At 50.6% G+C, this 16,096-nt stretch carries 11 protein-coding genes and 1 pseudogene; 8 read left to right on the plus strand and 4 right to left on the minus strand.

The window, feature by feature from the left end:
* Positions 1 to 39 precede the first annotated feature (39 nt).
* Positions 40 to 2,733 carry a DNA topoisomerase III gene (locus RGU75_RS08805; protein WP_322235002.1) on the plus strand — a complete coding sequence of 898 codons (2,694 nt, stop codon included), beginning with the start codon at positions 40 to 42 and terminating at the stop codon, positions 2,731 to 2,733.
* Positions 2,734 to 2,853: 120 nt separating this feature from the next.
* Here RGU75_RS08805 and RGU75_RS08810 read toward each other — a convergent pair whose 3' ends face one another.
* A complete protein-coding gene (locus RGU75_RS08810) occupies positions 2,854 to 3,471 on the minus strand; it encodes a GspH/FimT family pseudopilin (protein ID WP_322235005.1) in 618 nt (205 codons plus the stop codon).
* Positions 3,472 to 4,031: 560 nt separating this feature from the next.
* On the opposite strand from RGU75_RS08810, the gene RGU75_RS08815 reads away from it, so the two are divergent.
* Both RGU75_RS08815 and RGU75_RS08820 read left to right on the plus strand, forming a co-directional pair.
* Entirely contained in the window at positions 4,032 to 4,211 is a 180-nt protein-coding gene (locus RGU75_RS08815) for a ribbon-helix-helix domain-containing protein (protein ID WP_322235008.1), read from the plus strand.
* A pseudogene (locus RGU75_RS08820) lies at positions 4,211 to 4,620 on the plus strand (putative toxin-antitoxin system toxin component, PIN family). Before RGU75_RS08815 ends, RGU75_RS08820 begins: the two are co-directional and overlap by 1 nt.
* A 304-nt stretch (positions 4,621 to 4,924) precedes the next feature.
* Here the strand turns inward: RGU75_RS08820 and RGU75_RS08825 are convergent.
* From RGU75_RS08825 to pip, 3 genes are all read right to left on the minus strand, one after another.
* On the minus strand, positions 4,925 to 5,467 hold the full coding sequence (locus tag RGU75_RS08825; RefSeq protein ID WP_322235010.1) for a methylated-DNA--[protein]-cysteine S-methyltransferase: 543 nt from the start codon (positions 5,465 to 5,467) through the stop codon (positions 4,925 to 4,927).
* Positions 5,464 to 7,092 (minus strand): DNA-3-methyladenine glycosylase 2 family protein, encoded by a 1,629-nt coding sequence (locus tag RGU75_RS08830; protein ID WP_322235012.1) that lies wholly within the window; start codon positions 7,090 to 7,092, stop codon positions 5,464 to 5,466. The genes RGU75_RS08825 and RGU75_RS08830 overlap by 4 nt, the downstream gene beginning before the upstream one ends.
* 215 nt (positions 7,093 to 7,307) lie before the next feature.
* Complete coding sequence (gene pip, locus RGU75_RS08835) at positions 7,308 to 8,276, minus strand: prolyl aminopeptidase (RefSeq protein WP_322235013.1); 969 nt, start codon at positions 8,274 to 8,276, stop codon at positions 7,308 to 7,310.
* 277 nt (positions 8,277 to 8,553) lie between these two features.
* Between pip and RGU75_RS08840 the strand changes: the two genes are divergently transcribed.
* The 5 genes from RGU75_RS08840 (at position 8,554) to RGU75_RS08860 (ending at position 15,911) form a co-directional block, all read left to right on the plus strand.
* The gene (locus RGU75_RS08840) at positions 8,554 to 9,765 is read left to right on the plus strand and encodes a pyridoxal phosphate-dependent aminotransferase (protein WP_322235015.1); all 1,212 of its coding nucleotides are present in this window, start codon (positions 8,554 to 8,556) and stop codon (positions 9,763 to 9,765) included.
* Positions 9,766 to 10,393: 628 nt separating this feature from the next.
* Complete coding sequence (locus RGU75_RS08845; protein WP_322235017.1) at positions 10,394 to 10,933, plus strand: fimbrial protein; 540 nt, start codon at positions 10,394 to 10,396, stop codon at positions 10,931 to 10,933.
* Positions 10,934 to 11,232: 299 nt separating this feature from the next.
* Entirely contained in the window at positions 11,233 to 12,009 is a 777-nt protein-coding gene (locus RGU75_RS08850; protein WP_322235019.1) for a molecular chaperone, read from the plus strand.
* Positions 12,010 to 12,040: 31 nt separating this feature from the next.
* Positions 12,041 to 14,839 carry a fimbria/pilus outer membrane usher protein gene (locus tag RGU75_RS08855; protein ID WP_322235020.1) on the plus strand — a complete coding sequence of 933 codons (2,799 nt, stop codon included), beginning with the start codon at positions 12,041 to 12,043 and terminating at the stop codon, positions 14,837 to 14,839.
* A gap of 1 nt (position 14,840) precedes the next feature.
* Positions 14,841 to 15,911 (plus strand): fimbrial protein, encoded by a 1,071-nt coding sequence (locus RGU75_RS08860; RefSeq protein WP_322235022.1) that lies wholly within the window; start codon positions 14,841 to 14,843, stop codon positions 15,909 to 15,911.
* Positions 15,912 to 16,096 lie beyond the last annotated feature (185 nt).

Here is a 16,096-nt window from a genome sequence, read left to right on the forward strand (position 1 = left end):
CATTTGATGGGAAAGCGCGCCACTTTCGAGACCATATTTATGAGCAAGACCCTCATCATCGCCGAGAAACCTTCTGTCGCGAACGATATCGCGAAGACGCTTGGCGGCTTTACCAAGCACGATGAGTACTTTGAGTCCGACGAATACGTGCTGTCATCAGCTGTCGGTCACCTGCTGGAAATCGCCGTACCTGAAGAGTTCGATGTCAAACGCGGAAAGTGGACCTTTACCCATTTACCGATGATTCCGCCGTATTTCGCGTTGAATCCGATCGCCAAGACCGAAGCCAGATTAAAAGTACTCAACAAGCTGATCAAGCGTAAAGACGTCACCGCACTGATCAATGCCTGCGATGCCGGACGTGAAGGCGAACTGATTTTCCGCCTGATTGCGCAACACGCCAAAGCCAAACAGCCGGTCAAACGCCTTTGGTTGCAGTCAATGACGCCGGGCGCTATCCGCGATGGTTTCGCCAATTTGCGTGCCGATGAAGATATGTTGCCATTGGCCGACGCCGCCCGTTGCCGCAGTGAAGCTGACTGGCTGATCGGTATCAACGGTACCCGCGCAATGACCGCGTTTAACTCGAAAGAGGGTGGTTTTTATCTGACCACCGTTGGTCGCGTACAAACGCCGACACTCTCGATCGTGGTCGAGCGCGAAGAGAAGATTAAAAAATTCGTTCCGCGTGACTTCTGGGAAGTGCGGGCAGAGTTTATCTGCGCCGCCGGTATTTATGAAGGTCGCTGGCTCGATACGCAACACAAAAAAACCGAGAATGATCCCGAAAAACGCGCCGAGCGTTTGTGGAGTCTGGCTGCCGCAGAATCGATTGTTGCGGCTTGCCGCAACAAGATGGGCAACGTCACCGAAGAATCCAAGCCAACCACGCAAATGGCGCCGGGATTATTCGACCTGACCAGTTTGCAGCGTGAGGCTAACTCGCGCTTTGGATTCTCCGCAAAAAATACGCTCGGTCTTGCACAGTCTTTATATGAGCGCCACAAAGTCCTGACGTATCCGCGTACCGATTCGCGCCATTTGCCGGAAGATTATCTGAGCACGGTCAAAGAAACGCTGGAAACCGTGTCGGAGAACAACAACTATCAACAGTTCGCCGCGCAGATTCTCAACAAAGGTTGGGTCAAGCCGAACAAGCGTATTTTCGACAATAGCAAGATCAGTGATCACTTTGCGATCATTCCGACTACGCAGGCACCGAAGAATCTGTCCGAGCCTGAGCAAAAATTGTACGATCTGGTCACCCGGCGCTTCATGGCGGTGTTTTTCCCTGCCGCTGAATTTCAGGTGACTACACGCTTTACGGAAGTTTCCGGTTATCAGTTCAAGACTGAAGGCAAGGTCATGATCAATCCGGGATGGCTGGCGATTTATGGCAAGGAAGTCGCGGACGAAAAAGATGCAGAAAACAGCGGCACATTAGTTGCCGTGGCCAGCGGCGAGAAGGTCAAGACCGACAAAGTCACAGCCAACGGATTAGTCACCAAACCGCCAGCGCGCTATACGGAAGCCACGCTGCTGTCCGCGATGGAAGGTGCTGGCAAGCTGGTTGATGATGGTGAACTGCGCGAAGCCATGGCCGGTAAAGGTCTGGGCACGCCAGCCACGCGCGCGGCCACTATCGAGGGTTTGATCTTTGAACGCTACATGCTGCGTGAAGGCCGTGAGTTAATTCCGACCGCCAAAGCGTTCCAGTTAATGACGCTCTTGCATGGCCTGGGTGTTGACGAATTAACCGAGCCTGAGTTGACCGGCGAATGGGAGCATAAGCTATCGCAGATGGAAAAAGGCAAAATCACGCGCGAAGAGTTCATGCGTGAAATTGCCCAGATGACCCAAACCATCGTCAAGCGCGCCAAAGAATACGACAACGACACGATCCCTGGCGACTACGCAACATTGGTTGCGCCGTGTCCAAATTGTGGCGCTGTAGTCAAAGAAAATTATCGTCGGTTTGCTTGTACAAAATGCGAATTCTCAATGAGCAAAACGCCGGGAAGCCGCCAATTTGAAATTGCAGAAGTCGAAGAGTTGCTGATCAATCGGACTATCGGCCCGTTACAAGGTTTCCGCTCCAAGATGGGACGTCCGTTTGCGGCCATCCTCAAAATCAGTCGCGATGAAGAGATCAAGAACTCAAAACTTGAGTTTGATTTCGGTCAAAACGACGAGGCAGGCGAAAACGGTGAAGGCGTTGATTTCACCGGTCAAACGCCCGTAGGACCATGCCCAAAATGTGGCAACGGCGTATTTGAACTGGGTCTTGCGTACGTTTGCGAGAAGAGCGTCGCCAAGCCGAAAGAATGTGATTTCCGCAGCGGCCGCATCATCTTGCAGCAAGAAATCTTGCCCGAGCAAATGGCGAAGTTGCTCAATGAAGGAAAGACCGATTTGTTGCCGGGCTTTGTTTCCCAACGCACACGTAGGCCATTCAAGGCATTTCTGGTCAAAGGCAAGGACGGCAAGGTCAGTTTTGAGTTTGAAGAACGGAAGCCAAAAGCACCGGCTAAAGGGAAGGCCAAAGCGGCAGTCGTTGATGGTGACGCAGATGCTGATACAGCAGACGTCGCAGTGGTCAAAACCGCGGCCAAAAAAGTCGTCGTAAAGAAAACTGTGGTGAAAGCGGCTGCCGTGAAGAAGGCCGTCGCCAAGAAACCAGCAGTTAAAAAAGCAGTGGTGAAGCGCGTGATCGCAAAAGCCAAAGCGGCATAATTGCACTAACATGTAGTTAGGTCGCGATTATCGATGCGATAGCATTACAAAAAGCCGTCAGTGGCAACGCTGGCGGCTTTTTGTTAAGGCGTTTTCTTCTGGCGCTGCTGCGTTTAGCTATTAGCAAACAGGATCGGCAGCGCCTGTTTTGCGGACGACTCGTGCGAGCCCAGTAACCGAAATACATACGCGTCGCGCAAATTTGGTGCCGGGGCTGAATAGAACATTAAACAATGTATAGCGGTATGAGGCCGAAAGGGCGCCTGTCGCGCTATATACCACATATGAGTGTGAGCCGGTAATTGTGGTCATGCTATTGGATGTGAGGCTGTGGAAAAGCCTTATTACTGGCGTGGTATCAAAACGGCCAATAGAAACGTCTACAATCCATCCTTGAGACCAATCGCGCTCAATGAGCTCATAATCGCCGTCCGGATCATAATCGTGTCCCCGTGATCGGCTGTTGTAGCTAGCGCCACCGCCGCGACACACAATTATGTTAGGTCTGTCAGGCATGACAATGTCGTAAGCCGCGCACACTCTTACCATTCGACCCCGCATAATCGCCTCTGATCGGGCGAACCGATTCGCGGCCAAGAACAACTTGACGTTACTGGCGACGCGGATATCAGTCACAAAATCACGCATGGATGGCAACGCTATCGCTACCAGAATTGCGACCACCGCAATCGTAATAATTAGTTCGACCAGCGTAAAACCTTTGTTCGGACTAAGCATAATGGCTACCTTCGTAGGTGCAACAAGCAAGTAAGAGGGAGGAAAAACAGGGCGATGTTATTTGCGGAGAAACTGCAAAGCGATAAAGATCACCCACGATCCGGCGCAGAAAGGCATGTCTTTTTAAGAAGATAGAATGCTCATTCTGCAGGAAAGTGCTGTGTAAAGATTTAAGAAAAATCTGAAAATGGGGGGAGACTTATCTATAAAAATAGATTGAGTACTAGCGCATTTTGGACGAAGTGTTTTGGAGTGGGCCGGATTTTCAGAGACACGGCCTGAAAGTCAATTTTGTGACCGTAATTTACGCATTATAAAAAAGACAAATCGGCGGTGATCACGCCGAACCGCATTTAGCCTGTTTTTCAGTCAAGATTTGCAGGTTGTGGAAAGGGTAGTAAATTCTCGTATTCCACATAAACTTGAGCGGAGTCTCAGCTTGGTGCATAAACACATAAACACATAAACACATAAGCAGTTATACGCCTAAGAAGGAAATAATTATGCGCCAAATACGCTGGAATATTGCGGTTTCGCCGGACGCAGATTAATCGCTTCGTATGTTCCTTGCTAGTCGGGGCGGTCGAAAAGGTGATCTTTCCCGGTTTATTGAGGAGGCCGTTCGCGCTCATATTCTCGAGCTAACGGCCGAGCAGACAAAAATGGCCAATACGGGCGTGAGCGAGGTCGATCTGACAGCCATGGTTGATGAAGCCGTGCAATGGGCCCGGAACCACTGATGCGGGTGGTACTTGATACGAAGGTCTTATTGTCCGCACTTATTTCCCCTCATGGCGCACCAGACGCGATTATCGGGCTTGGCGCGCAGCGAAATTTGAGGTTGTCAATTCATTGGTGCAACTTGATGAATTGCGCCGCGCCAGTCGATACCCCAAATTCAAAGCAGTATTGCAACCCCATCAGGTGGGCACGATGGTCAACAATTTTCAACAGGCAATTGTTTTAGATCGATTCACATCAGACGTTGAGGCTGATGACCCGAATGATGCGTTTTTGCTCGCTATGGCGCTCGCAGGCGATGCTGACTATCTGGTGACTTGAGAGCGGCGGGCGGGTCTATTACAGAGAGGGAGCTTTGGTCGAACACGGATTCTTACTCCCAGCGGATTCCGCCCCGAAATTCTTTAATATTGCAAACGATGTAAGCGTCGCTAACAGGGCAGTCAATCGCAGAATATTTGAGTCTCTGCGCCGCTTTAGGGGGTTGCGGAATGTTGCCAAAAAGAAGTGCAAACAATGACACTTCCTTAAGCGATCGGCATTTCAACATAAATTGCCCCACATTTTTGATCAATTTTTAAGTCAGGGTTTGCCGGTTGTCGCTTTTTGAAACACTCGCAGCCCGACACTTAGAAAAAATGATCCTCTACTTCGCTAGGCGTTAGTGGCAGCTAATCGGACGTGAATCATCTAATGCTTCCTGTTCCTTGGCTCAGAACAGATCATCATGCGCTTTGTGATCGGTAGCGCCTTCCAGCCGCAACAAGAAGCCTTTCCGCTCCAAGCCACCCGCATAGCCGGTTAGCGCCCCAGAGGCTCCTAAAACCCGATGGCAGGGCACGATAATGGAGACCGGGTTGCGCCCGATTGCCGTGCCGACCGCTCGCACCGCATTGGCCCGCCCGATCTGCACGGCATGCTGACCGTAGGTGGTCGACTGGCCGAAAGGAATGGCGATTAAGGCGTCCCATACGGCGCGTTGAAACGCCGTTCCATGCAACGCCAGCGGCAGATCAAATTGCTGACGAACGCCTGCGAAGTATTCATCTAACTGCTGTGCAGCTTCTTTGAGGTGCGGATGGTCGGGCGCCAGTATCCATCCATCTTTTCCCTTGAAATGACGGTGCACCTCAAAATACATGCCGCTGATACCGGCGTCGGTCGCTGCGATCAATAGCGTGCCAACCGGACTGTTATGGGCGACGTAATAAGTGACATCGACGGTTTTGAGTGTGTTTATCGATACGGTATTCATAGTGTTTGCCATAAAAGTAATGCCGCGTAACCGCGCCATGGTGACCATGCGGTAGCTATCGCGGCGAGTTGTTTTTCAGTCAGGCGACCGCCAGCTTCGGCCATCGCTTTTTGTAGTCCCAGATCGCCAGCGGGAAATGCATCCGGAAAGCGTAAAGCGCGCAGAGCAATATAGTGGGCGGTCCAGTTGCCGATTCCCGGTATCGCGGTTAATTGTGCGATTGTTTCGGCGAGCGTTGCACCGGGTCTGGTGGGTAGATTTCCATCGGCTGCATGCGCAGTTGCATAGCGCGCCATATTCCGGATAGTCTCAGCACGCGAGGTCGGAATACCAATGCTTGCCAGTGTAGACGCAGGTAAATTCGTCAGCGTTTCTGCGTCCGGAAAATGATGTGTGATTGTAGGAAAGGGCGTCTCGCATAATGACCCGAATCGACTCACCAATCGTGCCGTCAATGTGCTCGCGCCAGCTACACTGACTTGTTGCCCTAGTATTGCCCGCACCGCAAGCTCAAAAGGCGCAAACGTGCCCGGAACTCGAATCCACGGTTGGCGATGTTGAACGGATTGCCCATCAATGCGGTTTGCCAGCGCTGGGTCTAAGCGTAAATGCGCAGTGATTACCGCGGGGTTGGCATCCAGATCAAACAGATTGCGCAGCCGCGCCAGAATCGGCATTAGCATCGGGGTCAGTGTCGGCGAAATCTGTACTTCCAATTGTTGCTGTCTGGCGAGGTGCGTCACGCGCAGCCAGCCGCTGACGTTGTCGAGTCGGATACTACGAATGTAGGCCGGACTGGCGTGTGCCAGTTGCACTGCTTCGACGCCTGCAATCAGGCGTGGCTGCAAATACTGCAAGATGGAAATCCATTCCAGCGGCGGGCGATACGCCAACCGCACAGTCACCACATCTTCCATCGGATTTGAGTGTGCGGTACCAGGTTTATGCTGTCGACGCAATGCGGTCGGTGCCATGCCGTAACGTGCGTTAAAGAGGGCGTTAAAGCGCCGGATACTGCCAAATCCGGCGGCGTCGGCCAGCTCGGTCATCGATAAGTGGGTTTCCTGCAATAGTTTTTTTGCAAATAAAAGACGCTGGGTTTGCGCCAGCTCAACTGGTGAAACGCCGAAGTGTTGCAGCAAAACCCGCCTTAACTGGCGGGAAGAAAGCCCGACTTCTGCTGCCAATTGCTCAAGTCGGCCGCCCTCGGTATTTTTATCTTCGGTGCTATTGGTGATGCTACGATTGTCGCTGTTGCGGTTCAGCGCACCCGCAGTAATGCGTTGCCACACTGCATAGGCCAGATTTTGTTGCAATGCGTAGGGCGCTAATTCTGGACGACAACGAAGACATGGGCGAAAACCTGCGGCTTCTGCCGCTGCTGCGCCTGTATAAAATGTGCAGGACGAAGGGCGCGGTGTTTTGGCAGTGCAGATTGGGCGACAGTAGATTCCGGTAGTGCTGACACCGACAAAAAAGACGCCGTCAAAGCGACTATCTTTGGCAGCCAATGCGCGATAGCAACTCTCATCATTGAGCGTTTTGGTGCTTGATTCAATTTTGGTGTCGATGATTGGTGGCGGCAATAATGACGTACTAAGTCGATGTGAAAGTAGAGTTTTCATGCTCTATTTATACGCCGTAGGGAAGTTGGCGTCTAGCCGTTTTCGGACGCGTAAATAGACGCCTGGAATAACCTATCTGACGTTTTGCGCTACATTAAATCATTGCGAGCAATTAATCCTGCTTGCTCGCAATGGCTTGATGGAAAATACTTGCGATGAACGATGGTAATCGAATATTCGAATAGTCGCGTAACGACTATCGATGGCTTTATTATTTAATGATTCGCGAACCGATCGGTGGCCCTGATTAATTGATCCAAAATGCCCGGTTCCGTGACAGCATGACCAGCATCAGCAATCATTATCAATTCGCTGTTTGGCCAAGCGTTATGCAACTCCCAAGCCGTTTGTGGTGGACAAATGATGTCGTATCGGCCCTGCACAATAATGCCGGGAATATCCCGCAGTTCTCCGGCATTCATAATCAACTGATCGGGCGTAAAGAATCCCGCGTTGACGAAGTAATGATTTTCGATCCGCGCTACCGCCAATGCATGATGCGCTTCAGCAAATTCTTCCACAAATTGCGGGTTCGGTAGCAAGCTAATCGCATGTCCTTCCCACGTACTCCACGCTTGTGCCGCAGCGAGTTGGGTTTGCTCATCGCCGTCATTCAATAGCCGATGATACGCCGCCATCAAATCGCCTTGCTCAGCCACTGGCACAGGGGCGATAAATTCTTGCCAGGCTTCCGGAAAAATCATCGATGCGCCACATTGATAGAACCAGTCAAGTTCTTGCTGTCGTGATGTAAAAATTCCCCGCACGATCAATTCGGTAACGCGCGGCGGATGCGATTGTGCATAAGCTAGCGCCAGCGTGCTTCCCCATGAGCCGCCAAAGACTTGCCAGCGCTCAATTTTTAGCATGATGCGCAACCGTTCAATGTCGTCGACCAGATGCCAGGTTGTATTCGCCTCAAGATGCGCGTGGGGTTTGCTGCGGCCGCAACCGCGTTGATCGAATAGTACGATCCTGTACCGTGCCGGATCGAACAGTCGTCGGTGATTGTCATTGCAACCAGCACCCGGGCCGCCATGCAAAAACAAGACCGGCTTACCGGCAGGATTGCCACATTCTTCCCAATACACCTGATGACCGTCTCCAACTTCGAGCATGCCTTGTCGGAACGGAGCAATCGGCGGATAAAACCCTCGTAGATTATTTGTACTTAACTTGTTCATATCCACTCCATCATCAATAGCCCTGAGGAGATGAACAATAACTGAAATCGGCCAAAATAGTAAAAAAACGCACAGAGTGGCCCACAGGATAAAAAATCAAAGATGTTCGGAAAACAGCGTTGCAGGATGCGTTACACTTGGTTTTGTTCAAATTAGTGCAGTGTCGCGTAGGCTCATTTAGGTTCATTTAGGTTCACGTCGTCAGCGCTTCCTCTTCATAGCGCAGAATGATCGGGATTCGTTTCGCTTCATTTGTCATTTCTGGAGTCAGAAGTCTATGGTATTGTCACCTTCTCCTAGCGCCCGTTTAGTCGTTCAAAGTCTTGAAGCCTCACGTATCCGTGAAGTGGCAAATGTTGGCATTGGACGCAGTGATGTATTGCCTTTCTGGTTCGGGGAACCGGATCAGGTAACGCCAGCCTTCATTCGCGATGCCGCGAAAGCAGCGCTTGATGACGGCGATACGTTCTATACCAGCAACTATGGCATACCGCCGTTACGTGAAGCGCTTGCTGGCTATTTATCCGCATTACATCAACCACTGGACGCTAGCCGCGTTGCCGTCACTTCCTCTGGCGTATCGGCGCTGATGTTACTGTCTCAACTGATTTTGAGTCCGGGTGATCGGGTTGTGGCGGTCACACCGTTGTGGCCCAATGTCGTCGAAATCCCTAAGATTTTAGGTGCTGAAGTCGTGCGTGTGCCACTACAATTTGGCGAGGTATGGGATCTCGATATCCAGCAATTAATTGATGCACTGACGCCAGGCACAAGGGCGGTGATGATTAATTCCCCCAACAATCCGACCGGTTGGGTGATGTCGCGTGCGCAACAGCAAATCGTTTTGGACCATTGCCGTCAGCACGGCATTTGGATCGTCGCGGATGATGTGTATGAGCGGGTCGTGTATCGCCCATCCATAAGCGGACGGTCCAACGATACGCAAGCCCATGACGATAAGCTCTGCGCGCCTTCGTTTCTGGATATTGCGGAACCCAATGATCGACTTATTTCATCCAATAGTTTTTCAAAAGCGTGGTTGATGACAGGATGGCGTCTGGGTTGGTTGGTCGCCCCGCCGACCTTGATGACTGATCTGGGTAAATTGATCGAATTCAATACCTCGTGTGCGCCCGGATTTGTGCAACGTGCGGGTATTGCCGCCGTTGAACGCGGGGACGATATTATCGCCACTACTATTGACCGCTATCAAACCGCGCGCGACTTTTTATATCAGCGCCTCAATGCGTTGCCGGGTATTACCGCGCCGTTGCCCAAAGGGGCGATGTATTTATTTTTTCGCTTGGATGGCGTTACTGACAGTTTGGCATTGTGCAAACAACTGGTGCGTGATGCTGGCTTGGGATTGGCTCCGGGAAGTGCATTTGGTCCTGAAGGTGAGGGCTATATTCGTTGGTGTTTTGCCAGTTCGGTAGAACGTCTCGCATCTGGCGTGCAGCGGTTAGAGAAGTTTTTATTAGCACGATGAAGGCGTTATCTTTACGCTTTTAATCCTTCTGCCCGATAACAAAAGGTCACGCATCATTGGTCTTGGCAATCGCAAGACCAATTTTTTTGTGTAACTGGTGACGTATCGTGCCATTCGCTGGTGTATCGATTTTCCAATTTGCGTGCAAATTTGTTTGGCAATTCCGTCCACCAATTCCCCCGCTAATTCATCTCCTGATTCATCCAACGATTCGCCCACCAATTTTTACCTCCAATCGGCGCTCAGCCGGTTTGAAACAACCACATCCAGCCATTTCAAATAGTCAACGGTCAAGAGCCCTTCGATTGCTAAGGTAATTCTCGCCGCATTGCTCTCTCTTTTTATGACATCCCAAGTGGTGTTAAATGTGCAACGCCTCATAGGAGGCGAAAGCCTCATTTTGATCTGCAACGATTTTTTAATCTTCGTTTTTTTGTTAGTTGTCGCCAAAAAAGTATCTACATAGACTGATATTTCTGTATGCATTTTCAGCAAAGTCTTATCTCTTATTAGAATTCTCTGATGTTTTTTATCATTTCAAATCTTTACTATAGAGCGGCTTTCTTCCCGGCGAATTTTTCTCGCCAGACGCATTTTACTGGAAGCTTACATCACTTAAGGGATTTACATGAAACTGAAATTAGCCGCAACTATCGTCACTTTGACTTTCGCAGGTATCGCATCACAATCAGCCATGGCTGCGGGTATTCCTGATGGTCAAGTTGCTTTTTCTGGAAAAATTGAAGCGACTACTTGTACCAACAAAGGTATGAACTATGTGAATCTGGGTACGCTAGCACTAAGCGATGCTTCGATGAAAAAACCAGGCGATAAAGGTATCAACAATCGCTTTTATATCGATCTGGAAAACTGCGACACGACTGCAATGAAAAATGCAACCGTGCAATTTTCTGGCACTACCGATTCGATTGATGCTGCATTGCTGGCAGTCGATGTCGGTAACGGTAAAGGTCAAGGCGTTGGTGTTCAAATTATGGACGTAGATGGCGCATCAATTCTGGGTGCTGACTCGCGTGCGTATCCATTGCTCGACGGTGTTAACAAGCTGCCATTCGATGCACGTTTTGTTCGTACCATGGCTGAAGCATCACAAATGATTGCTGGTGATGTTACTGCTGTTGCGCAATTCAACATTACTTACAAGTAATCAACAGGCTATCAGTAAAACAGCATTGGTTCAGCATAAATCCGGCTTAAATTCAGCTTCAAAATAGCTGAAAGATAGATGGAAAATTGCTGCAAATTGGCAGGTAATTATGCCAGGGCGGTCGTTGGTAGTTTTATGCCAAAGGCCGCGCATCAAGAAACAGTTTAGCGCAATCCAATCAACGCATTTCTCGGTTCGCTTCCTGATTCATTTCTTTGCCATACCTCCGACGCAAATACGTCCGAAAGCCAGCTACAGCGCTGGTCGCCGTTTGAGGGGTATGCATACTAAGGATACTCATGTTTCAAAAACATTTTGCGCACACCTGCGTGGGCGCGTTGTTGTCCCTTGGATTTGCGTTGCAGGCCGCAGCCGGGGTCAGCGTAGGCGGAACTCGCGTAATCTATGATGCGACAAAACGTGAAGCGTCTGTTTCTATTCGTAATTTAGGCACTTCTCCGTATGTCGTGCAGACCTGGGTCGATGCTGGCAAGGAACGCGTTGCCGGTGATAAAACGCCGCTGGTCGTTACGCCGCCGCTATCCCGTCTGGATGCCGGTAAGGAAAATATTCTCCGCATTGTGCGCGGTGGCGGAGCATTGCCCGAGGATCGTGAATCGGTACTCTGGCTAAATGTAAAAGAAATTCCGACCAAAATAGAAGAAAAGAATGTGCTGCAAATTGCGTTGCGTACGCGCATCAAAATATTCTACAGGCCGGCCGCCATGCCAAGCTTCGAAGGTGGCTCGCTAGCGGCTCCGGCTGCGCTTCAGTGGGCTTTGGTGCCGGCCACCAACGGCGTCGGCAAGGCATTAAAAGTCAACAACCCGACACCCTATCACGTCACTTTTGCGTCGCTGACAGTACACGGCGCGACCAAACAGGAGATTGATCTCGATATGGTTCCGCCATCCGGTGAACGTATTTTTCCTTTGACAGTTGCGCAAGGCGACGTGCACGCCGATGCGACCGGACCATTGCAAATCACCTTTTCTACCATCAACGATTATGGTGCGCACTCTGATTCAAAAGACATCATGGTAAGTCTCGCCAATACGCAGGACAGGGCGGAGTAATGCAAAAGACTGGCAGAGTAGAGGAGCCGAAATGAGTGGGTCAAAAAATAAAGCCGGCGTGTTGATGGCAGCACATCTTGACCACATTTTGGTTGAAACGATGGAACCTGTTTTGGATTCCGTTCTGGATCAGAGTGCAGGACAATCTTCAGCCAACACTCTAGTTTCAAAGAAGCAGACGCGTCTGAATTTAAGCCGAAAATTGGAATCCATAGCGACGATAGCGGTCAGGCAATCTGCCGAAGCCATCTTCTTGCCACATACAACGCGACATCCAAAATGGCGACTGAACACAATTCAGAGTGCTTTGGCGGCTATTGCACTGGTGATGGTGCCGCAATGGGCATGCGCGGCGGATACCGATTTGGAGTTTAATGCGTCCTTTTTAAGTATTAGCGGCAATCAGCCGACAGCCGATCTTTCCGTATTTTCCAAGCGCAATGTGGTGTTGCCCGGTATCTATTCTGTCGATATTTATATCAATGAAAATTTTAAAGAAAGACGCGATATTCGCTTTTCAAAAGACGATAACGGCAAGGAAGTAACAGCCTGCATCACGCGTAAAATGTTGAGTCGTTGGGGTGTGAACCTTGCCGCATTTCCCGCAATACCCGCCAAAGTTAAGACCGATGCCGCCAATACAATGGGGGCTAACGGCACAGCGTCTGCGGACAACGCAACTAATATTCCCGATGAACAATGTATTGATATTTCAACCCTTATTCCCGCCGCGAATGTGACCTATGATGCAGGGCAATTTCGACTTGATGTCAGCGTTCCGCAAGCAGCAATGCGACGGGTGGCGCGTGGCACGGTGAATCCAAAATTGTGGAATACGGGCATCACCGCGGGTTTGCTGGATTACCAGATTAATATGGGCCACTCCGATGGCGACTCGCGCAATACTGTCTTCGCAGGGCTGCGCAGCGGCGTCAATGTTGGCGACTGGCGCGCGCGTACTTTTTCTACTTTTAGCCCCAACCGCAATGGCCGTGGCGGCTGGCAAACGGTCAACGCTTACGGACAACGGGATATCACTTCGCTCAAGAGTCAACTGGTGGTGGGCGATGGCAGTTCGCCCGGCGATATTTTTGATGGCGTACAGTTCCGTGGCGTGCAGATGCAAACAGACGAGGCGATGTTGCCAAACAGCCAGCGCGGTTACGCCCCCACTATTCGTGGCGTAGCACAAACTGCTGCCAAAGTAGCAGTGCGACAAAATGGCTACATCATATACACGACCTACGTTGCGCCGGGACCATTCGTCATCGACGATTTGTACTCCACTTCGGGCAGCGGCGATCTGGAAGTGACCATCACCGAAGCCGATGGCCGCGAGACCAAATTCATCCAGCCATTTGCAGCCTTGCCGGTCATGATGCGAGATGGTGCATGGCGTTATAGCGCGACTGCTGGTAAATATCGCAGCGGCTATTCCGGCAGCACGCCAGTCTTTGTGCAGGCCACAGTGACACGTGGTTTGCCGGCAGGTGTCACCGTGTATGGCGGCGCAAATATCTCGACTATTTACGGTTCTGTGTTGGTTGGTACGGGTATCAATTTACATAGCTTTGGGGCGTATTCGATTGATGTGGCGCACGCCCGCACACAAGCGAATGGCGGATCAGAATATCGGGGTAGCTCGATTCGGTTTCGCTATGCTAAATCCTTCGCGTCATCCGGGACCAATTTCTCCGTACTCGGTTATCGCTACTCAACGCGCGGCTATCGTACTTTTGCCGAGGCGGCACAATTGCAGGACATGGCACCCGGATACGCTTTGTATAACCAGCGCAGCCGCATGGAAGGTACCGTATCACAACGTATCGGCACCGATAGCGCAATGTACTTTACCGCTGGTCAGCAAAGTTACTGGGGACGACGGGCAAAAGACAACACTGTTCGCCTTAGTTATAACAGTCGTTTCAGACAAATTAATTATGGCGTTTACCTCGATTACAACACCTACGACGGCGGTCGTTCCAACAAACAGATTAGCGTCAGCCTGTCCATGCCACTAGGTGGAAAAGATGGTTACGTTGGTTACGGCGCATCACGCAATGATCAAGGCAATCTGGTCCAGAATGCAAGTTACACGGGGTCGGCGTTCGATGATAGTCGCCTGACTTATGGTGTCTACGCCGACAAGAGTACCGACGGTGGGATGTCGGGTAGTGGAACCATGACGTACTTGTCGCCAGTTGCGCGTTTCGACGCCAGCCGCAGCCAGGGTCGCGGCTACGGCCAGACCAGCATGTCGGTCACAGGTGGTGTTGTGGCACACGCTGATGGCGTGACGTTATCGCAGTCGTTGGGCGAGACCGTTGCCGTGGTCAACGTGCCGGGTGGAAAAGGGATCCCGATTGAAGGCTACGCCGGTATCGAAACCGATGCTGCCGGAAACGCAGTGATTCCCTATATCAGTCCCTACAACAAAAATCGAATCGCATTGCGGACCGAGGAGTTAGGTAACGATATTGAAATTGCCAACGCCGTGCAAGATGTTATTCCCCGGCGCGGCGCGGTGGTACTAGCCAGATTTGAGGCGCGAGTCGGTCATCGCGTGCTGTTCGAATTAACAGACGCAAACGGCAGATCCTTGCCGCTTGGCGCACGCGTTGAAGACGATGACGGACGCGAACTGGGCATTGTCGGGCCTGACGGGCAAGCGTATGTCACCGGCCTGGAAAACGAAGGCAGCCTGACCGTTAAATGGGGCAAAAAGCCCAACCAGCAATGTCAGGTTCCTTATGCCATCGACGGCAATGTGACGGAAAGCAGCGCCTTCAAAGAAATAACCGCGAAGTGCAACATTACGGAAGAAATTTAAGATGATCAAGCAAACAAAGTTGTTCGCCAAGACCGGTGAAGCGGCTCCCCCTGGGCGATTACGGGCGCAGATTGAAAAGATGATCTGTGCAGGTGTTTTGATGTGCGCGGCAAGTGGTAGTTGGGCTGTTTGTCATGTGGTGTCGGGATACGTGGCGAAGCAAGTCCAAATCGATGTTGGCAATATTATTATTCGAGACCAGCCGATAGGTAGCGTGCTGGCAGAAAAGTCGGTCAATATTCCCGTCATAGGAAAAAGCGAAATTATGGCTTATTGTCCGACAGGCGAAGGAAAGGCCTTACTAATTGGTGAAGTTGAACCCCACTTTCGTCCCAACTCGACTTACCCGAATGTATTTGATACGGATATTGACGGTATTGGCCTTCGGATGACGCGGGTAATGGCTATGGGGGAGGGGGCTGAATCGAAAGAGCATCTGTATCCTCATACGCTCATGGAAGAAGGTTTGCGACGTTTATATATTGGATCACAATTCAAAATTGAGGTCATCAAAACGGGGCCGATACCGTACGGGGGCGAGCTGAAAATGGGGCGCTTTACGAATTACTATACCGGTGGTGAGGGCCCAGGAAAGCCCATGATTACAACGACGTTGAGTGGTAGGGGGATTACTATTATTCCGGCCAGTTGCACGCTCGATCCGGGATCTAAAACGATTCAAGTGGATATGCCGAAAACCGCACTCACTGATTTTAAAGGTGCTGGCACAGCCGGTCCATCGAAGTCCTTTGATATCGTTCTAAATTGTTCGGATATAGGAAACGAAAATCAAGACACTTATATGCAATTTGACACCCCCAATGCTATTAATGGCCTCGTGGGTGTGGCTGGATTAACGATTGAGCCGGGTGTGGCGCAAGGAATTGGCATTCAGTTATTGGACAACGCGGGCGCACCGATTGCATTTGCCACGCCGCAAAAAATGGGAGCGCATACAGGCGAAGCTGGTCAGCAGAGAGTCAGATTGCAAGCAGCCTATTTCCAAATCTCTAATAAGCCAACAGTTGGTGTGGCAAACGGTGCAGTCACTTTTACGTTGAGCTATAAATAGACTTGATGCGTATTGATTGTGGTTGAGGGCGCTTTACCTTTCATGGCTGTCCTTGCCATTATTCTTATAAAAATAATGGTAATAGGCATTGCGCTTCTATCAAAATTAACGATTTTTATTTTGATTAAATCGGCTGTCATAAAATAGCGTAACGGCTGTTAGCGGATCATAAGGAGAATCGATTG

It is taken from the genome of Glaciimonas sp. CA11.2, from assembly GCF_034314045.1.
Lineage (GTDB): Bacteria > Pseudomonadota > Gammaproteobacteria > Burkholderiales > Burkholderiaceae_D > Glaciimonas.

What these genes read in the sequence shown, in the direction of transcription:
- RGU75_RS08855 (WP_322235020.1), top strand. Translation starts at nt 12,041, where the DNA reads ATGAGTGGGTCAAAAAATAAAGCCGGCGTGTTGATGGCAGCACATCTT.
- RGU75_RS08845 (WP_322235017.1), top strand. Translation starts at nt 10,394, where the DNA reads ATGAAACTGAAATTAGCCGCAACTATCGTCACTTTGACTTTCGCAGGT.
- RGU75_RS08815 (WP_322235008.1), top strand. Translation starts at nt 4,032, where the DNA reads ATGTTCCTTGCTAGTCGGGGCGGTCGAAAAGGTGATCTTTCCCGGTTT.
- RGU75_RS08850 (WP_322235019.1), top strand. Translation starts at nt 11,233, where the DNA reads ATGTTTCAAAAACATTTTGCGCACACCTGCGTGGGCGCGTTGTTGTCC.
- RGU75_RS08810 (WP_322235005.1), bottom strand. Translation starts at nt 3,471, where the DNA reads ATGCTTAGTCCGAACAAAGGTTTTACGCTGGTCGAACTAATTATTACG.
- pip (WP_322235013.1), bottom strand. Translation starts at nt 8,276, where the DNA reads ATGAACAAGTTAAGTACAAATAATCTACGAGGGTTTTATCCGCCGATT.
- RGU75_RS08805 (WP_322235002.1), top strand. Translation starts at nt 40, where the DNA reads ATGAGCAAGACCCTCATCATCGCCGAGAAACCTTCTGTCGCGAACGAT.
- RGU75_RS08825 (WP_322235010.1), bottom strand. Translation starts at nt 5,467, where the DNA reads ATGAATACCGTATCGATAAACACACTCAAAACCGTCGATGTCACTTAT.
- RGU75_RS08840 (WP_322235015.1), top strand. Translation starts at nt 8,554, where the DNA reads ATGGTATTGTCACCTTCTCCTAGCGCCCGTTTAGTCGTTCAAAGTCTT.
- RGU75_RS08830 (WP_322235012.1), bottom strand. Translation starts at nt 7,092, where the DNA reads ATGAAAACTCTACTTTCACATCGACTTAGTACGTCATTATTGCCGCCA.
- RGU75_RS08860 (WP_322235022.1), top strand. Translation starts at nt 14,841, where the DNA reads ATGATCAAGCAAACAAAGTTGTTCGCCAAGACCGGTGAAGCGGCTCCC.